This window comes from Streptomyces sp. NPDC048002, assembly GCF_040653275.1.
Classification (GTDB): Bacteria; Actinomycetota; Actinomycetes; order Streptomycetales; family Streptomycetaceae; genus Streptomyces.
In genome coordinates this window covers 134,917-151,800 of sequence record NZ_JBEZNL010000001.1, presented here as the reverse complement: position 1 = coordinate 151,800, position 16,884 = coordinate 134,917, and the positions used below count along the sequence as shown (strand labels likewise).

Sequence of the window (16,884 nt, the reverse complement as noted above, 5' to 3'; positions counted from 1 at the left end):
CGAGGAGTCAACAGCCGTGTCGGACCCGATGCGCCCGCGCGCCTCCCTCCGTACCGCCGTGGTGTGGGAGGTCCTCAAGGACTCCCTGGACCGCCGGGTCAAGAGCACGGGCCGGGAGGCGCTGGACGTGCTCGACGCCGGCGGCGGCAGCGGCAAGTTCGCCGTGCAGGTCGCCCGCCTCGGCCACCGCGTCACCGTCGTCGACCCGAGCCCCAACGCGCTGTTCGCGCTGGAGCGCCGGGCCGCCGAGGCCGAGGTCGCCGACCGCGTCCAGGGCGTCCAGGGCGACGCCCACGGCCTGTTCGACGTGGTGGAGCGCGGCGGCTACGACGCGGTGCTGTGCCACGGCGTCCTGGAGTACGTCGACGACCCGGCCGAGGGCGTCCGCAACGCCGTCGCCGCCCTGCGCCCCGAGGGCGTCCTCAGCCTGCTCGCCGCCGGCCTCGGCGGCGCCGTGCTGGCCCGTGCCCTCGCCGGCCACTTCAAGGAGGCCAAGCAGGCCCTGGAGGACCCGAACGGACGCTGGGGCGCCGGCGACCCCGTCCCGCACCGGTTCACCGCCGAGCAGCTCACCGCGCTCGTCGAGGGAGCGGGCCTGCGGGTCGGTGCCGTGCACGGCGTCCGGGTCTTCGCCGACCTCGTGCCCGGCGTCCTGGTGGACACCGAGCCCGGGGCCCTGGAGGCCCTCCTGAAGCTGGAGGAGGCGGCCGCCGAACTGCCCGCCTTCCACGCCGTGGCCACGCAGCTCCATGTGCTCGGTGAGACGCGGGGGACCTCCGGGGCCTGAGCCACCGGCCGGGGTGCGCCGCTGATCAGGTACTTGACTGCACATGGAGTACGCCACAGGCCCCCCGATCGAGCGCCCGGCGCCGTATGATCGAGGGAGACCGCCCGGCATGACGGGTCGGCCGCTGGGGAATGCAGACTTCAGCGGGCCGGGACGTCCATGGCGGATCCCGGTTGCCAATTGGCGTAGAGGGGCGGGTTTCACGGGGGCGATTCCCTGCCTATCCTGAAGGGACCCCCGGGTCGCCCCGGCGACTGCACGATGAGGAGGACTCCGTGCCGCTCTCGGAGCACGAGCAGCGCATGCTCGAGCAGATGGAGCGAGCGCTGTACGCCGAAGATCCCAAGTTCGCGACAGCGCTTGAGGGAAGCGGGCTGCGCACGTACACCCGTCGCCGGGTGTACCAGGCCGTGGCCGGCTTCCTCGTGGGTATCGCGCTCCTCATGGCTGGAATGGTCGCCAAGCAGGTCTGGCTCAGCGTGGTGGGATTCCTCGTCATGCTGGGCTGCGCGGTACTCGCCGTGACCGGTTGGCGCAAGGCCCCCAAGCCGGGCGAACAGCCCGCCGCGGGCGGTCAGCAGGCCGGTCGTCAGGCTCGTACGAAGCGCTCCATGATGGACCGGATCGAGCAGCGCTGGCAGCGGCGCCGCGACGAGCAGGGTCAGTAGCGCTACCGCCACAGCTCCACACGCATACGTGAGGGGGCGACCACCGTCAGGTGGCCGCCCCCTCACGCACGCCCTCGGCCGCCCGGGCGGCCACCGAGGGCCCCGCGTACGCCGGACACGGTACGCGTGGGGCCCGGGCGGAATCACCCGCCCGGGCTTTAGGGCCTGTTCCAGGTTTCCCGTCTGCCCCGCGACGCCCGGCACGGTTCCCCCACTCTCGGCTTCGCTTGAGCGGGAGGGGCCCCCACCGCCGCACGGCCGAATCATCCGAGTACATCCAGTACGAGGACGATCCGGCCGCACGCCGAGGCACCGCACCGGACGCCGCGGGACCCGCCCTTCGGGCGGACGACGGGAAACCTGGAACAGGCCCTAGTCGTCCACCCGGTCTCAGCCCTGCTGCCGGGACGGCTTGCGCACCGTCGGCCGGGCCGCGGAGAGCCGGGCACCGAGCCCGTTCCACCACGCCGAGGCCGCCCAGACCACACGAACGGTCGAACGCGGCAGGAACATCGCTCGAAGCCGGGTGCCCCGGCTGAGCGAGGCCCGCAGCCCCGCGACCACCTGACGGACGTCCTGGGCGAGCCCGGCCGCCGGGCGCGGCCTCGGCGCGTACAGCACCTGTTCCACGGCATCGGCCACCCGGTGCACCGCGGCCGCTGCCTCCGCGTCGAGATGGCCCAGCCGGACGATCCGGGCCGCCGCCTTGCGCGGGGTCTGCGAGTCGTCCGGCGCGATCCCGAAGTCCCACGCCGTGTCGGTCAGCTCCTGCCAGACCGCCAGGGTGTGCGGCACCGCGTCCTCCTCGCTCCGGCCGTGCGCCCCGAGCCGTACCGCGCGGGTGCGCAGCCGCCACAGCAGCGGAGCCAGCGGGACCAGCAGCGCCGCGAGCCCGGCCAGGGACCAGGCCAGCAGCGTGTACCACTTCGGGCCGTCGCCGTCCGTGGCCAGGGCCGCCTGCGGGGACTCGCTCGCGCACAGCTCCGGGTTGCCCGCCGCGCAGCTCTCGCTCTCCGAGGGTGCGGCGCTCGGCGCCGAGCTCTCCCGCTGGGTCGGCCGCGCCACGTCGGGCAGCGCCTCACCGGACACGTCCGGCTGCGTGTAGGAGGGCACCGAACCCCGGGTCGGCGTCGGCTCGAAGCGGGTCCAGCCGACGCCCTCGAAGTACAGCTCGGGCCAGGCGTGGGCGTCCTTGAGACCCACCGACACCGACTCGTCGCCCTGCGGGGTGCCGGGAGCGAAGCCCACCGCCACCCGGGCCGGTATGCCCAGCGAGCGGGCCATCGCCGCCATCGAGAAGGAGAAGTGGACGCAGAAGCCCTGCTTGTCCCGCAGGAACCGGACGATCGCCGAGGAACCACTGCCGACCTGTACGTCGGTGTCGTACTGGAATCCGCCGGTGACGGCGAAGTAGTCCTGGAGCGCGACCGCCTGCTCGTAGTGGTTGGCCGCGCCCGCGGTGACCTCCCGCGCGGTGGCGGCGACCTCCGCCGGCAGCGACGAGGGCAGCTCGGTGAACTCCCGCTTGATCGCCGCGGACGGTTCCGGGGCGTCGGCCAGCTGGTCGGCGGTCGGCCGCACGTCCAGGCTGTCCACCGTGTACGTCAGGCCCCGGGTGTTCTGGCCGTGGTCGCCGACGAGGGTCATGCCGAGCGGCTCGTAGCGCCAGTTGCCGCCGATGTCCACGGCGCTCGGCGGGTAGGGCATCGGCAGCCAGTCCTGGGCGTACCAGTTCGCCGCCGAGATCCTGGTCCTGACCTCCGTGCGCTTGACGTCCGGGCTCAGACCGATGGGGGTGGGGAACTCGTCCGGCACCGAGGTGATGTTCCGCTTGGACGGCTTCCAGGTGGTGCCGTCGAAGTCGTCCAGCGACACGATCCGCAGATACATGCCGGACAGGTCGTCGGTGGTGGTGCGCAGGGAGAGGACCTGGCGGTCCTCGTCCACGTTCAGGCTGTCGCGCAGCGACACCAGCGGGTTCACCGCGGAGATCGTGCCGCCGCCCCCGGACCCGTTGCCCACCCCGGTGCCGGCGCCGTCCAGCAGACCGCCGTTCATCGCGGGCAGTGCCACCGGCACCACCAGGGCGATGCCCAGCGCGACCGCCCCGATCCGCCGCCCGGTGCGCACCGGCGCCACCGCCCCGGTGCTCTCACCGCCCGGGGCGCGTGGCGCACCGCCGAAGACCCGGCCCCACTGCGAGAGCCGGTCCCGGCCCTCGGCGAGCAGCAGCATCAGATAGCCGGCCGCCGCGGCCAGGAACCACAGCCAGTCCGCGGCGCCGTCGGAGAGCCCCGCGGCCACCGAGTACAGCGCGAGCAGCGGCAGCCCGGCCGGGGCCGCGCTGCGGAAGGTCACCGCGAGGGCGTCCACCGCCAGCCCGATCACCAGCACACCGCCGACCAGCAGCAGCCGGATGCCGTCGGACAGCGGCGCCGGGATGGCGTAGCGCCCGACGTCCTCGGTGCCCGTCCGGAGCAGGTCCCCGAAGTGGATGAAGGCCTCCGGGCCCGGCAGCAGGCCGAACAGCGCCTGCTCACGGGCGAAGACCAGGGTCAGCAGCATCAGGGTGACCAGGGCCTGCGCCGTGACGGTCAGCGCACGGGGCAGGGGAATCCGGCGGGTCGCCATGCCCACGCCGGTCTGGACGGACACCAGGAACACCGTCTGGAAGAGCCAGCTGGGCTGGTCGACCAGGGGCAGCAGCGCGCAGGCCGCCGCCAGGGTCGCCACCGCGGCGCACAGCGCCAGTCGTGCCCGCCCGCTCATGACCGTCCCTCCCCGCCGACGGTCGCCCCGCCGCCCGTCGCGCCGCCGCCCGCCGTGACGACGTCCGAGCGATCACGGTCCGCCCGGCGCCACAGCTCCTCCAGCGAGGCGCCCCGCTCCACGCCGACCGCCGTCCAGCCGGCCTCCCGCAGCATCCGCAGCCGCTCCTCGCTCCGCTCCGGGGCCCCCGCCCCGTCGCCCGCCTCCCGCGCCCAGGTCTCGCTGTCCAGCACGAAGGCGAGGGCGCCCCCACTGCGCCGGCGCATCCGGGCGGCCACCGCGGTCTGCTCCTCGTCGAGATCGCCGAAGAACGCCACCAGCAGCCCCTCGTTGCCGCCCCGCAGCACGTCGTAGGCGCGGGACAGGCCCGTGCCGTCGGAGTGGTCGATCACCGCGAGGGTGTCCATCATCAGTCCGGCCGCTTCCGCCGACCCCTGGCCGGCGCCGGCGAACCCGTCGGAGCCCTCCCCGGGCACCGAGTCGCCGGTGTCGGTCAGCAGCCGCACCGAGAAGCCCCGCTCCAGCATGTGCACCAGCACCGAGGCCGCGCCCGACACCGCCCACTCGAAGGCCGAGTCCGGTCCGGCGCCCTCGAAGGCCGGGCCCCGGGTGTCCAGCAGCACCGTGCAGCGGGCCCGCTGCGGCTGCTCCTCGCGGCGCACCATCAGTTCGCCGTAGCGGGCGGTGGAGCGCCAGTGCACGCGGCGCAGGTCGTCGCCGTGGCGGTAGCCGCGCGGGATCACGTCGTCCTCGCCGGCCAGCGCCACCGAGCGCTGGCGTCCGTCGCCGTACCCCTTGGCCTCGCCGCTCAGCCGGACCGGGGGCAGCGGCTCGACGCGCGGGATCACCGTCAGGGTGTCGTGGCTGGAGAAGGAGCGGGACAGCTCGCACATGCCGAAGGGGTCGCTCAGCCGGAGCTGGAGCGGGCCCAGCGGATAGCGGCCGCGCAGGTCGGAGCGGACCCGGTAGGAGACCTCGCGGCGGCCGCCCGCCTCCACCCGGTCCAGCACGAAGCGGGGGCGCGGGCCGAGCACGTAGGGCACCCGGTCCTGGAGCATCAGCAGGCCGGTGGGCAGCCGCGAGACGTTGTCCATCCGCAGGTGGACCCGGGCCTCGCTGCCCGCGGGCACCCGCCCGGGGCTGAGACGGCGGCTGCCGGCCACCCGGTAGCGGGTGCGGTAGAGCACGGTCGCGCAGACCAGGGGCAGCACCGCGAGCAGCAGTCCGACCCGGAGCAGGTCGCTCTGGCCGAGGACGTACGCGCAGATCGCGGCCGCCACACCGGCCGCCAGGAAGGAGCGTCCCCGGGTGGTCAGACCGGCCAGGGCGGTGCGCAGGCCGCCCGTCTCCCCCCGGTCGGCCTCCGCCTGCCCCGTCCCCCCGGTGCTCATCACAGCCTCCGCGGCGGCTGCTGGGGATATGCCGGGGCGCCGCGGTCCAGGCTGCCCAGGCCGCTCTGCCGGCCCGCCGCGGGCACCGGGGTGCGCTGGAGGATCTCCTGCACGACCTGCTCCGACGTACGGCGGTTGAGCTGGGCCTGGGCGGTGGGCAGCAGCCGGTGGGCCAGGACGGCCACGGCGAGCGCCTGCACGTCGTCCGGCAGGGCGTACTCCCGGCCGCTCAGGGCTGCGGACGCCTTCGCCGCGCGCAGCAGGTGCAGCGTCGCGCGCGGCGAGGCGCCGAGTCTGAGGTCGGGGTGGTTGCGGGTGGCGGCGACCAGGTCCACGGCGTACCGCCGGACCGGTTCGGCCACGTGGACCCCGCGGACGGCGTCCACCAGCTTGACGATGTCGTGCGCGTGGGCGACCGGCTGGAGGTCGTCCAGCGGGTTGACCCCGCCGTGGACGTCCAGCATCTGGAGCTCGGCCTCCGCGCTGGGGTAGCCGATGGAGACGCGGGCCATGAAGCGGTCGCGCTGGGCCTCGGGCAGCGGGTAGGTGCCCTCCATCTCGACCGGGTTCTGGGTGGCCACCACCATGAAGGGGCTCGGCAGCTCGTAGCTCTGCCCGTCGATGGTGACCTGGCGCTCCTCCATGGACTCCAGCAGCGCGGACTGGGTCTTCGGCGAGGCGCGGTTGATCTCGTCGCCGATCACGATCTGGGCGAAGATCGCACCCGGCTTGAACTCGAAGTCCCGGCGCTGCTGGTCCCAGATGGACACACCCGTGATGTCCGAGGGGAGCAGGTCGGGGGTGAACTGGATCCGCCGTACCGAGCAGTCGATCGACCGTGCCAGCGCCTTGGCCAGCATCGTCTTGCCGACGCCGGGGACATCCTCGATCAGAAGATGCCCCTCGGCGAGCAGCACGGTCAGCGAAAGCCGTACGACCTCGGGCTTGCCCTCGATCACACCCTCCACCGAACTGCGGACACGCTCCACAGTGGCGGTCAGATCAGTGAGGCTCGCTCGATCGTCATAGGTCGTCACCCGGCCCTCCTCGGCCCGTTCTTTCCGGGCCGACGCTCTGCGTTGCGGACCGGCCCACCCCGGAATACGGACACCACACGGGAAATGTTCCGTGTGACGCCACACTCGCATTCTTGCTGCCGTTACCGATTCGTGTCACTCGCCTGTGGACAACTGCCTGCGATATGTCAGGTTTTACTGGCTTTTGGGCAGTCCAGAGGGCGAAATCAACAGCGAAACGACAGCTTCGGTGGGAGGTTACGCGGGGTGTTACGCGGGGTCGATCTCGCGCAGCAGACCCGTCTTCACGTCGAAGACAAAGCCCCGTACGTCGTCGGTGCTGACCAGGAACGGCGAGGTCCGCACGCGCTGCATGGACTGCCGTACGTCTTGGTCGACGTCCCGGAAGGACTCCACGGCCCAGGACGGACGCTGCCCGACCTCCATCTCCAGGTCGTGCCGGAACTCCTCGGTGAGGGACTCCAGGCCGCAGCCGGTGTGGTGGATCAGCGCCACGCTGCGGGTGCCGAGGGCGCGCTGGCTGATGGTGAGGGAGCGGATCACGTCGTCGGTGACCACGCCGCCCGCGTTGCGGATGGTGTGGCAGTCGCCCAGCTCCAGGCCGAGCGCCGCGTGCAGGTCGAGACGGGCGTCCATGCAGGCCACCACCGCGACGCGGAGCACGGGACGGGCGTCCATGCCGGGGTCGGTGAACGCGGCGGCGTACTGACCGTTGGCCTCGACGAGACGGTCGGTGACGGTGCCGCCGTCGGCTATGGCGCCTTGGGTACCTGCGGGAACCGATGCAGAAGTCGTCATACCTATGACGGTACTGGTCACCCCCGGTCCCGTCCCGCTGTGAGAGGGGACAAAGAACGCCATTGAGTTCTGTTGTGAGCTAACCCACAAGGGTGGCACGAGTGCCGCTGTAGGAGTGAATTCGCCCGGCCGTGAGCTTCGCTCCGACCCCGGGGCGCGACGCGCAGGCCGGTTGATTGACCGCGAGACAGGGTGGACTAAAGTGACGCGAAGCGGGAGGCGAGCCCCCCTGCTGGACTGAATTCCCCAGGAGAGACGGCCCAGTCGACCGGATCTCCCCACGTGCGCGGCGCGTACGTACGGCTCGGCCTCCTCCCGCTCCCGGCCGGGGATCCGGCGGTGCGTGGTGCTTCCGCCGGACCTGAGAGGGCCCCTTGAGCCAGAGTCGACACGTCCCGGTGATGCTCCAGCGGTGCCTGGACCTGTTGGCCCCCGCCCTCCAGGCCCCCGGAGCGGTCGTCGTCGACTGCACGCTCGGGCTCGGCGGCCACAGCGAGGCCCTCCTCCAGCAGTTCCCCGAGGCCCGGCTCGTCGCCCTGGACCGGGACAAGGAGGCCCTGCGCCTGTCGGGTGAACGGCTCGCCCCCTACGGCGACCGGGCGACCCTGGTGCACGCCGTCTACGACGAGCTGCCCGAGGTGCTGGACCGGCTCGGCATCCCGCGCGTGCAGGGCGTGCTGTTCGACCTCGGGGTCTCCTCCATGCAGCTCGACGAGGCCGACCGGGGCTTCGCCTACGCCCAGGACGCGCCGCTGGACATGCGCATGGACCAGACGACCGGCATCAGCGCCGCCGAGGTCCTCAACACCTACCCCGCGGGCGAACTGGTCCGGATCCTGCGCGCCTACGGCGAGGAGAAGCAGGCCAAGCGGATCGTCTCCGCCGTCGTCCGCGAGCGCGAGAAGGAGCCGTTCGGCAACAGCGCCCGGCTCGTGGAGCTGATCCGGGACGCGCTGCCGCAGGCCGCCAAGCGCACCGGCGGAAACCCGGCCAAGCGCACCTTCCAGGCGCTGCGCATCGAGGTCAACGGCGAGCTGTCCGTGCTGGAGCGGGCGATCCCCGGCGCCGTCGAGGCCCTCGGGGTCGGCGGACGCATCGCCGTGCTGTCGTACCACTCGCTGGAGGACCGGCTGGTCAAGCAGGTGTTCGCGGCCGGCGCCGCCTCCACCGCCCCGCCCGGCCTGCCGGTCGTCCCCGAGCAGTACCAGCCGCGGCTCAAGCTGCTCACCCGCGGTGCCGAACTTCCCACCGAGGAAGAGGTCGCCGAGAACCGGCGGGCGGCACCGGCGCGGCTGCGCGGGGCCGAACGCATCAGGGAGTCCGTCGGATGAGCCAGGTGAGCCGCGCTCACGGGAGGCCCAGTGAGTAGGAAACCCGAACTGAGGGGCCGGGCGGCCCGGCTCGCGCGGCTCTTCCCGGCCGGCCGGGCCCAGGCCGCCCGCACCCCCTTCGTCCTCCTCGTCGTGCTGCTGCTCGGCGGCGGCCTGATCGGGCTGCTGGTGCTGAACTCCGCCCTCAGCGAGGGAGCGTTCCGGCTCGACGACCTCCAGAAGGAGACCAAGAGCCTCACCGACGAGGAACAGGCGCTCCAGCGCGACGTCGACGCCTACGCCGCCCCCGACGCCCTTCAGCGCAGGGCCCGGGAGCTGGGCATGGTGCCCGGCGGCGACCCCGCCTTCCTCGACCCCGACGGCACGGTCAAGGGCGTCCCCTCGCCCGCCCCCGCCGCGGCCCGGCAGACCGGGGTGAAACCGCTGGTCCTGGCCCCCGAGGCGATCACCGCCCCGTCCCCGACCCCCACGACCCCCGGCAGGTGACGGAAGAGTGGCCGACTCAGGCAAGCAACCGCCGCGCCGCCGGGTCCCCGGCCCCGCACGGCCCGACCGCCCCGCGAACCGCCGCACCCCCGGCCCCGGGGCACGACCCGCCCGCCGCCCGGCCCCGCCCCGGCCGGCCGCCCCGCAGGCCCTCCGGCTGGGCAGCCCCCGCCCCCGGCTGCGCATGGTCGGCCTGGCGCTGACGCTGGTCCTGATCGCCTTCACCGTACGGCTGCTCCAGGTGCAGGCCGTCGACGCGAGCACCTACGCGGCGAAGGCCGAGCAGAACCGCTACGTCGGCTACACCCTCGCCGCCGAGCGGGGCGGCATCACCGACCGCAACGGCGTGGCCCTGGCGACCAGCGTGGACGCCTACGACATCACGGCCGACCCCACGATGTTCACCCGCGAGGCGCTGAAGATCCCCGACGGCCCCGAACAGGCCGCCGCCCTGCTCGCCCCGATCCTCGGCGAGGACCAGGCCGTCCTGACCAAGAAGCTCAAGGCCGACGGCCAGTACGTCCTCCTCTCGCGCCGCCAGACCCCGCAGGTCTGGAAGCAGATCAAGGACCTCAGGAGCACCCTCGCCACCCAGTCGGAGACCGACCCGGGCAGCGCCAACGTCCTCGCGGGCGTCTTCTCGGTGGCCAGCAGCCAGCGCGTGTACCCCAACGGCGACCTCGCCGCCGGGATACTGGGCTGGGTCAACTACGACGGCAAGGGCGGCGGCGGCATCGAGAGCCAGCTGGAGGAGGAACTGGCCGGCGAGGACGGCCAGATCCGCTACGCCCAGTCCGGCGGCCGCCAGGTGCCCACCGCGGGCTCCACCGAGACCCCCGCCGTACCCGGCAGCGACGTCGAGCTCACCCTCGACCGCGACATCCAGTGGGCCGCGCAGAACGCCATCAGCGAGCAGGTCGAGGAGTCGAAGGCGGACCGCGGCTACGTGATCGTCCAGGACACCAGGACCGGCGAGATCCTCGCCATGGCCAACTCGCCCGGCTTCGACCCCAACGACCTCTCCGGGGCGGACCCCGCCAGCCTGCACAACTGGAGCCTGGAGGACGCCTACGAGCCCGGCTCCACGGCCAAGGTGATGTCGATGGCCGCCGTACTGGAGGAGGGCGCGGCCACCCCCGACACCCATGTCGTGGTCCCCAACCGGCTGCACCGCGGCGACCGGCTGTTCCGGGACGACATCGACCACCCCACCTGGTACCTCACGCTCAACGGGGTGCTCGCCAAGTCCAGCAACATCGGCACCATCCTGGCCACCGGGCAGCTCGGCAAGACCCAGAAGGAGGCCAACGAGGTCCTCTACTCCTACCTGCGCAAGTTCGGCCTCGGCAGCCACACCGGCCTGGGCTTCCCCGGTGAGACCAAGGGCATCCTCGCCTCGCCGGACCAGTGGTCGACCTCGCAGCAGTACACGATTCCTTTCGGCCAGGGCGTCTCCATCAACGCGATGCAGGCCGCCTCGGTCTACTCGACGATCGCCAACGGCGGAGTCCGCGTCGAACCCACGCTCGTGCGCGGGACCAAGGGAGCCGACGGACGCTTCACCCCCGCCCCGGAGCCCGAGAAGTCAAGGGTCGTCAGCGCGAAGACGGCGAAGACCCTGGCCAAGATGCTGGAGTCGGTCGTCGACGACGAGGAGGGCACCGGAACCAAGGCGCGCATCCCCGGCTACCGGGTCGCGGGCAAGACGGGTACGGCCAACCGCGTGGATCCGGCCACCGGCAAGTACCGCGGCTACACCTCCTCGTTCGCCGGATTCGCCCCCGCCGACCAGCCGCGGGTCACCGTCTACTGCGCCATCCAGAACGCCACCAAGGGCAGCTACTTCGGCGGCCAGATCTGCGGTCCCGTCTACAAGAAGGTCATGGAGTTCGCCCTGAAGACCCTCCAGGTCCCGCCGACCGGTGCCGCGGCCGCCAACCTCCCGGTCACCTTCACGCCCTGATCAAGTACCGAGCAGCCAGGAACCACCTCGTGACAACGATCACCCCGGACCCCGGGAACCACGGAACGCCCGCCGCCTCGCTTCGCTCCGAGGCGGGTGGGCCCGGTACGCTCACCGCCGTGCCACACGCTGATCAGTCCCAAACCACCCAGAAGGGCGCACCCGTGACCTATCCCGGGCCGCCCAGGCCGGTCCAGGTCTCCGCCACACCCCTCGCGGAGCTCGCCGGACAACTGGGGGCCGCGAGCCCGGGTCAGGACGCGGAGGTCACGGGCATCACCCACGACTCCCGCGCCGTCCGCCCCGGCGACCTGTACGCCGCCCTGCCGGGAGCCCGGCTGCACGGAGCCGACTTCGTCACCCAGGCCGCCGGCCTCGGCGCGGTCGCCGTGCTCACCGACCCCACCGGCGCCGAACGCGCCGCCGCCACGGGCCTGCCCGTGCTGGTGGTGGACGATCCGCGCGGGCGGATGGGCGAACTGGCGGCCACGATCTACGGCCACCCCGGCCGGGACCTGCTCCAGATCGGCATCACCGGCACCTCCGGCAAGACCACCACCGCCTACCTGGTCGAGGGCGGTCTGCGGACCGTCCGCTCCACCGGCCTGATCGGCACCGTGGAGATGCGCATCGGCGACGAACGCATCAAGTCCGAACGCACCACCCCCGAGGCCACCGACCTCCAGGCCCTGTTCGCCGTGATGCGCGAGCGCGGGGTCGACGCGGTCGCCATGGAGGTCTCCAGCCACGCGCTGGTCCTCGGCCGGGTCGACGGCTGCGTCTTCGACATCGCCGTGTTCAACAACCTCAGCCCGGAACACATGGAGTTCCACTCCGACATGGAGGACTACTTCCGGGCCAAGGCGCAGCTGTTCACGCCCGAACGCAGCCGGCTCGGGGTCGTCAACCTCGACGACGAGTACGGCCGACGGCTCACCAAGGAGGCCACGGTCCCCGTGGTCACCTTCTCCGCCGAAGGACACCCGGACGCCGACTGGCGCGCCGAGGACGTCCAGGTCGGGCCGATGGACTCGACGTTCACCGCGGTCGGCCCCAAGGGCGAGCGGATCGACGCCCGTTCACCGCTGGCCGGGCCGTTCAACGTGGCCAACACCCTCGCCTCCGTCGTCGCGCTGGCCGTCGCCGGCCTCGACCCGCAGGCCGCCGCCGACGGCATCGCCGCCGTCCCCGGGGTGCCGGGCCGTCTGGAGCGGGTGGACGAGGGCCAGCCCTACCTCGCGGTCGTCGACTACGCCCACAAGACCGACGCCGTCGAGTCGGTGCTGCGCGCCCTGCGCAAGGTCACCGAGGGCAGCCTGCACATCGTGCTCGGCTGCGGCGGCGACCGGGACACCACCAAGCGGGCGCCGATGGGCGCCGCCGCGGCCCGGCTCGCCGACACGGCCGTACTGACCTCCGACAACCCCCGCTCCGAGGACCCCCTCGCGATCCTCGCGGCGATGCTCCAGGGCGCGGCCTCCGTGCCCCAGCACGAGCGCGGCGAGGTCCAGGTCTTCGAGGACCGGGCCGCCGCCATCGCCGCCGCCGTCGCCCGCGCCCGGCCCGGGGACACCGTGCTGGTCGCCGGCAAGGGCCACGAGCAGGGCCAGGACATCGCCGGTGTGGTCCGTCCCTTCGACGACCGCCAGGTGCTTCGCGAAGCTATCCAGAAGACCCAGGGATGAACTTGTGATCGCCCTCTCCCTCGCCGAGATCGCAGCAGTCGTCGGCGGGCAGACGTACGACATACCGGATCCGTCGGTGCGGGTCACCGGACCCGTCGTCCGGGACTCCCGCGAGGTGACGCCGGGCAGCCTGTTCGTCGCCTTCGTCGGCGAGCGGGTCGACGGCCACGACTACGCGGCGGCGGTCGTCGAGGCGGGCGCGGCGGCCGTGCTGGCCTCGCGGCCCGTCGGCGTACCCGCGATCGTCGTGGACGACGTCCAGGCCGCGATCGGCGCCCTCGCCCGGCATGTCGTCGCGGAACTCGGCACGACCCTGGTGGCGCTCACCGGGTCCGCGGGCAAGACCAGCACCAAGGACCTGATCGCCCAGGTGCTGCGGCGCAAGGCGCCGACGGTGTTCACGCCCGGCTCGCTCAACAACGAGATCGGACTGCCGCTCACCGCGCTCAGCGCCACCGAGGAGACGAAGTTCCTCGTGCTGGAGATGGGCGCCCGCGGCATCGGCCACATCCGCTACCTCACCGAACTCACCCCGCCCCGCGTCGGCCTGGTGCTCAACGTCGGCACCGCCCACATCGGCGAGTTCGGCGGCCGCGAGCAGATCGCCCAGGCCAAGGGCGAACTCGTCGAGGCGCTCCCCGAGGACGGCGCCGCGATCCTCAACGCGGACGACCCCCTGGTCCGGGCCATGGCCTCCCGAACGAAGGCGAAGGTGCTCCTTTTCGGAGAGTCCGGCGAAGCGGACGTACGCGCCGAGAACGTGCGACTCACGGACAGCGGACAGCCTTCCTTCATGCTTCACACACCCTCCGGTGCAAGCGAAGTGACCATGCGCCTGTACGGTGAGCACCACGTGTCGAACGCGCTCGCCGCGGCCGCCGTCGCCCACGAGCTGGGCATGTCCGCGGAAGAGATCGCCACCGCACTCTCCGAGGCGGGCTCCCTCTCCCGCTGGCGGATGGAGGTCACCGAGCGCCCGGACGGCGTGACGGTCGTCAACGACGCCTACAACGCGAACCCCGAGTCCATGCGAGCCGCCCTGCGCGCGCTCGTGGCGATGGGCAAGGGGCGTCGTACGTGGGCGGTGCTCGGCAAGATGGCCGAGCTCGGGGACGAGGCGCTCGCCGAGCACGACGCGGTCGGACGGCTCGCCGTCCGGCTCAATGTCGGCAAGCTCGTCGCGGTCGGGGGCAGGGAAGCGTCCTGGCTGCAACTGGGCGCATATAACGAGGGTTCGTGGGGTGAGGAGTCGGTGCACGTGTCCGACGCACAGGCGGCGGTCGACCTGTTGCGCAGCGAGTTGCGCCCGGGGGACGTCGTACTCGTGAAGGCGTCCCGTTCGGTCGGCCTGGAGAGCGTGGCGCAGGCGCTCGTCGAGACCGGTACCGAGGGTGAGGTTGCCGCCCGATGATGAAGCAGATCCTGTTCGCAGGAGTCATTGGTCTCTTCCTCACCCTGATCGGCACCCCGCTGCTGATCAAGCTGCTGGCCAAGAAGGGCTACGGCCAGTACATCCGGGACGACGGCCCCCGCGAGCACGCCAGCAAGCGCGGTACGCCGACGATGGGCGGTATCGCGTTCATCCTGTCCACGGTGGCCGCGTACTTCCTGTCCAAGCTGATCACCACCTGGACGACCGACCTCTCGGCCACCCCGACCTACTCCGGCATCCTGGTGCTGGGCCTGATGGTCGGCATGGGCCTGGTCGGCTTCCTCGACGACTACATCAAGATCGTCAAACGGCGTTCGCTCGGTCTGCGCGCCAAGGCCAAGATGGCGGGCCAGCTGACCGTCGGCATCGCCTTCGCGGTGCTCTCGCTCCAGTTCGCCGACGCCCGCGGCAACACCCCGGCCTCCACCAAGCTGTCGTTCATCACCGACTTCGGCTGGTCCATCGGCCCGGTGCTGTTCGTGGTCTGGGCGCTGTTCATGATCCTCGCCATGTCCAACGGCGTGAACCTGACGGACGGTCTGGACGGCCTCGCCACCGGAGCCTCGGTCCTCGTCTTCGGCGCCTACACCTTCATCGGCGTCTGGCAGTTCCAGGAGTCGTGCGCCAACGCCGGCACCCTCACCAACCCGGGCGCCTGCTACGAGGTCCGCGACCCGCTCGACCTCGCGGTCATCGCCTCCGCGCTGATGGGCTCCTGCCTCGGCTTCCTGTGGTGGAACACGTCGCCCGCCAAGATCTTCATGGGTGACACCGGCTCGCTCGCCCTCGGTGGCGTCCTGACCGGCCTGGCCATCCTCTCCCGCACGGAGCTGCTGGTCGCCATCATGGGCGGTCTGTTCGTCCTGATCACCATGTCGGTGGTCATCCAGGTCGGCTCCTTCCGGCTCACCGGCAAACGCGTCTTCCGCATGGCACCGCTCCAGCACCACTTCGAACTCAAGGGCTGGTCCGAAGTGCTGGTGGTGGTCCGCTTCTGGATCATCCAGGGCATCTGCGTGATCGTCGGCCTCGGTCTCTTCTACGCGGGATGGGCAGCAGACAAGTGACCCACTGGCAGGGCAAGCACGTCACCGTCGCCGGCCTCGGCGTCTCCGGTATCCCCGCGGCCAGGGTGCTGCACGGCCTGGGCGCCCGGGTCACCGTCGTCAACGACGGCGACGACGCCCGCGCCCGCGAACAGGCCGCGGAACTGGAGGCGCTGGGCGTCACCGTGCGGCTCGGGGACGGCGCCACCCTGCCCGAGGGCACCGAACTCGTCGTCACCGCGCCCGGCTGGAAGCCCGACAAGCCGCTGTTCGAGGCGGCCCGCGCGGCCGGCCTGGAGATCTGGGGCGACGTCGAACTGGCCTGGCGGCTGCGCGGTCCCGACGCCGCGCCCTGGCTCGCGGTCACCGGCACCAACGGCAAGACCACCACGGTCCAGATGCTCGCCTCGATCCTGACGGCGGCCGGACTGCGCACCGCGGCCGTCGGCAACATCGGTGTCTCCCTGCTGGACGCGGTCCTCGGCGACGAGCAGTACGACGTCCTCGCCGTCGAACTCTCCAGCTACCAGCTGCACTGGGCGCCCTCGCCGCGCGCCCACTCCGCGGCCGTCCTCAACCTCGCCCCCGACCACCTCGACTGGCACGGCTCCATGGAGGCGTACGCCGCCGACAAGGGCCGTGTCTACGAGGGCAATCGGGTCGCCTGTGTCTACAACGTCGCCGACAAGGCGACCGAGGACCTGGTGCGCGAGGCGGACGTGGAGGAGGGCTGCCGGGCCGTCGGCTTCACCCTCGGCACCCCCGGACCCTCCCAACTCGGCGTCGTCGAGGGCATCCTGGTCGATCGCGCCTTCGTGGAGAACCGGCAGAAGAACGCCCAGGAGCTCGCCGAGGTCTCCGACGTCAACCCGCCGGCCCCGCACAACATCGCCAACGCCCTTGCCGCGGCGGCCCTGGCGCGCGCCTTCGGCGTGCCCGCCCACGCGGTCCGCGACGGCCTGCGCGCCTTCACCCCGGACGCCCACCGCATCGCGCACGTCGCGGACGTGGCCGGGGTCGCGTACGTGGACGACTCCAAGGCCACCAACACCCACGCGGCGGAAGCCTCGTTGGCGGCCTACGGGTCGATCGTGTGGATCGCCGGCGGCCTGGCGAAGGGTGCCACCTTCGACGAGCTGGTCGCCAAGTCGGCCGAGCGGCTGCGCGGGGTCGTCCTCATCGGCGCCGACCGGGCCCTGATCCGCGAAGCCCTCGCGCGACACGCCCCGGAAGTACCCGTGGTGGACCTTGACCGGACCGACACTGGGGCGATGCTCGCGGCTGTCCAGGAGGCCCAGCGGCTCGCGACCGCAGGCGACACCGTGCTGCTGGCCCCGGCCTGTGCCTCGATGGACATGTTCGCCAACTACAACAAGCGCGGTGACGCGTTCGCGGAGGCGGTCCGCGAACTCGGCGCCGACGCCTGACGGCGGGTCCCGGCCACCACGGCAGCGCCTGGGTGCCCCGGGGCTCCAGGAGGACGGGGTGACG

General features: G+C 72.3%; 13 protein-coding genes. 9 read left to right on the top strand and 4 right to left on the bottom strand.

Going from position 1 to position 16,884, the window contains the following annotated elements; translation table 11 throughout:
• Positions 1-16: 16 nt before the first annotated feature.
• Together AB0E07_RS00675 and AB0E07_RS00670 are read left to right on the top strand one after the other, a co-directional pair.
• Positions 17-787, top strand: a complete 771-nt coding sequence (locus AB0E07_RS00675) for a methyltransferase (RefSeq protein ID WP_362244865.1) — start codon at positions 17-19, stop codon at positions 785-787.
• A 275-nt stretch (positions 788-1,062) separates the two neighbouring features.
• On the top strand, positions 1,063-1,455 hold the full coding sequence (locus tag AB0E07_RS00670) for a DUF3040 domain-containing protein (RefSeq protein ID WP_362244863.1): 393 nt from the start codon (positions 1,063-1,065) through the stop codon (positions 1,453-1,455).
• Between the two features lie 390 nt (positions 1,456-1,845).
• Here the strand turns inward: AB0E07_RS00670 and AB0E07_RS00665 are convergent, their stop codons facing one another.
• The 4 genes from AB0E07_RS00665 to AB0E07_RS00650 form a co-directional block, all read right to left on the bottom strand.
• Complete coding sequence (locus AB0E07_RS00665; RefSeq protein WP_362244861.1) at positions 1,846-4,224, bottom strand: DUF3488 and transglutaminase-like domain-containing protein; 2,379 nt, start codon at positions 4,222-4,224, stop codon at positions 1,846-1,848.
• Positions 4,221-5,615, bottom strand: a complete 1,395-nt coding sequence (locus tag AB0E07_RS00660) for a DUF58 domain-containing protein (RefSeq protein ID WP_362244859.1) — start codon at positions 5,613-5,615, stop codon at positions 4,221-4,223. Before AB0E07_RS00660 ends, AB0E07_RS00665 begins: the two co-directional genes overlap by 4 nt.
• On the bottom strand, positions 5,615-6,652 hold the full coding sequence (locus AB0E07_RS00655; protein WP_362244857.1) for a MoxR family ATPase: 1,038 nt from the start codon (positions 6,650-6,652) through the stop codon (positions 5,615-5,617). Before AB0E07_RS00655 ends, AB0E07_RS00660 begins: the two co-directional genes overlap by 1 nt.
• 249 nt (positions 6,653-6,901) lie before the next feature.
• Positions 6,902-7,450, bottom strand: coding sequence for a carbonic anhydrase (locus AB0E07_RS00650; RefSeq protein WP_362244855.1), 549 nt, complete (start codon positions 7,448-7,450; stop codon positions 6,902-6,904).
• 374 nt (positions 7,451-7,824) lie between these two features.
• Between AB0E07_RS00650 and rsmH the strand changes: the two genes are divergently transcribed.
• From rsmH to murD, 7 genes are all read left to right on the top strand, one after another.
• Entirely contained in the window at positions 7,825-8,781 is a 957-nt protein-coding gene (rsmH, locus tag AB0E07_RS00645) for a 16S rRNA (cytosine(1402)-N(4))-methyltransferase RsmH (RefSeq protein WP_362244853.1), read from the top strand.
• Between the two features lie 30 nt (positions 8,782-8,811).
• Positions 8,812-9,267 carry a hypothetical protein gene (locus AB0E07_RS00640; RefSeq protein ID WP_362244851.1) on the top strand — a complete coding sequence of 152 codons (456 nt, stop codon included), beginning with the start codon at positions 8,812-8,814 and terminating at the stop codon, positions 9,265-9,267.
• A 7-nt stretch (positions 9,268-9,274) separates the two neighbouring features.
• Positions 9,275-11,230, top strand: a complete 1,956-nt coding sequence (locus tag AB0E07_RS00635; RefSeq protein WP_362244849.1) for a penicillin-binding protein 2 — start codon at positions 9,275-9,277, stop codon at positions 11,228-11,230.
• Positions 11,231-11,394: 164 nt separating this feature from the next.
• Positions 11,395-12,915 carry a UDP-N-acetylmuramoyl-L-alanyl-D-glutamate--2,6-diaminopimelate ligase gene (locus AB0E07_RS00630; protein ID WP_362245724.1) on the top strand — a complete coding sequence of 507 codons (1,521 nt, stop codon included), beginning with the start codon at positions 11,395-11,397 and terminating at the stop codon, positions 12,913-12,915.
• 4 nt (positions 12,916-12,919) lie between these two features.
• Positions 12,920-14,326, top strand: a complete 1,407-nt coding sequence (murF, locus tag AB0E07_RS00625; protein ID WP_362244847.1) for a UDP-N-acetylmuramoyl-tripeptide--D-alanyl-D-alanine ligase — start codon at positions 12,920-12,922, stop codon at positions 14,324-14,326.
• The gene (gene mraY, locus AB0E07_RS00620; RefSeq protein ID WP_362245722.1) at positions 14,326-15,414 is read left to right on the top strand and encodes a phospho-N-acetylmuramoyl-pentapeptide-transferase; all 1,089 of its coding nucleotides are present in this window, start codon (positions 14,326-14,328) and stop codon (positions 15,412-15,414) included. The genes murF and mraY overlap by 1 nt, the downstream gene beginning before the upstream one ends.
• Positions 15,396-16,820, top strand: a complete 1,425-nt coding sequence (murD, locus tag AB0E07_RS00615) for a UDP-N-acetylmuramoyl-L-alanine--D-glutamate ligase (protein ID WP_362244845.1) — start codon at positions 15,396-15,398, stop codon at positions 16,818-16,820. Before mraY ends, murD begins: the two co-directional genes overlap by 19 nt.
• Positions 16,821-16,884: the final 64 nt, after the last annotated feature.

Excerpts from the sequence above, each read along its gene's own strand:
- AB0E07_RS00665 (WP_362244861.1), bottom strand. The coding sequence starts at position 4,224 with ATGAGCGGGCGGGCACGACTGGCGCTGTGCGCCGCGGTGGCGACCCTG.
- AB0E07_RS00660 (WP_362244859.1), bottom strand. The coding sequence starts at position 5,615 with ATGAGCACCGGGGGGACGGGGCAGGCGGAGGCCGACCGGGGGGAGACG.
- AB0E07_RS00650 (WP_362244855.1), bottom strand. The coding sequence starts at position 7,450 with ATGACGACTTCTGCATCGGTTCCCGCAGGTACCCAAGGCGCCATAGCC.
- mraY (WP_362245722.1), top strand. The coding sequence starts at position 14,326 with ATGAAGCAGATCCTGTTCGCAGGAGTCATTGGTCTCTTCCTCACCCTG.
- murD (WP_362244845.1), top strand. The coding sequence starts at position 15,396 with ATGGGCAGCAGACAAGTGACCCACTGGCAGGGCAAGCACGTCACCGTC.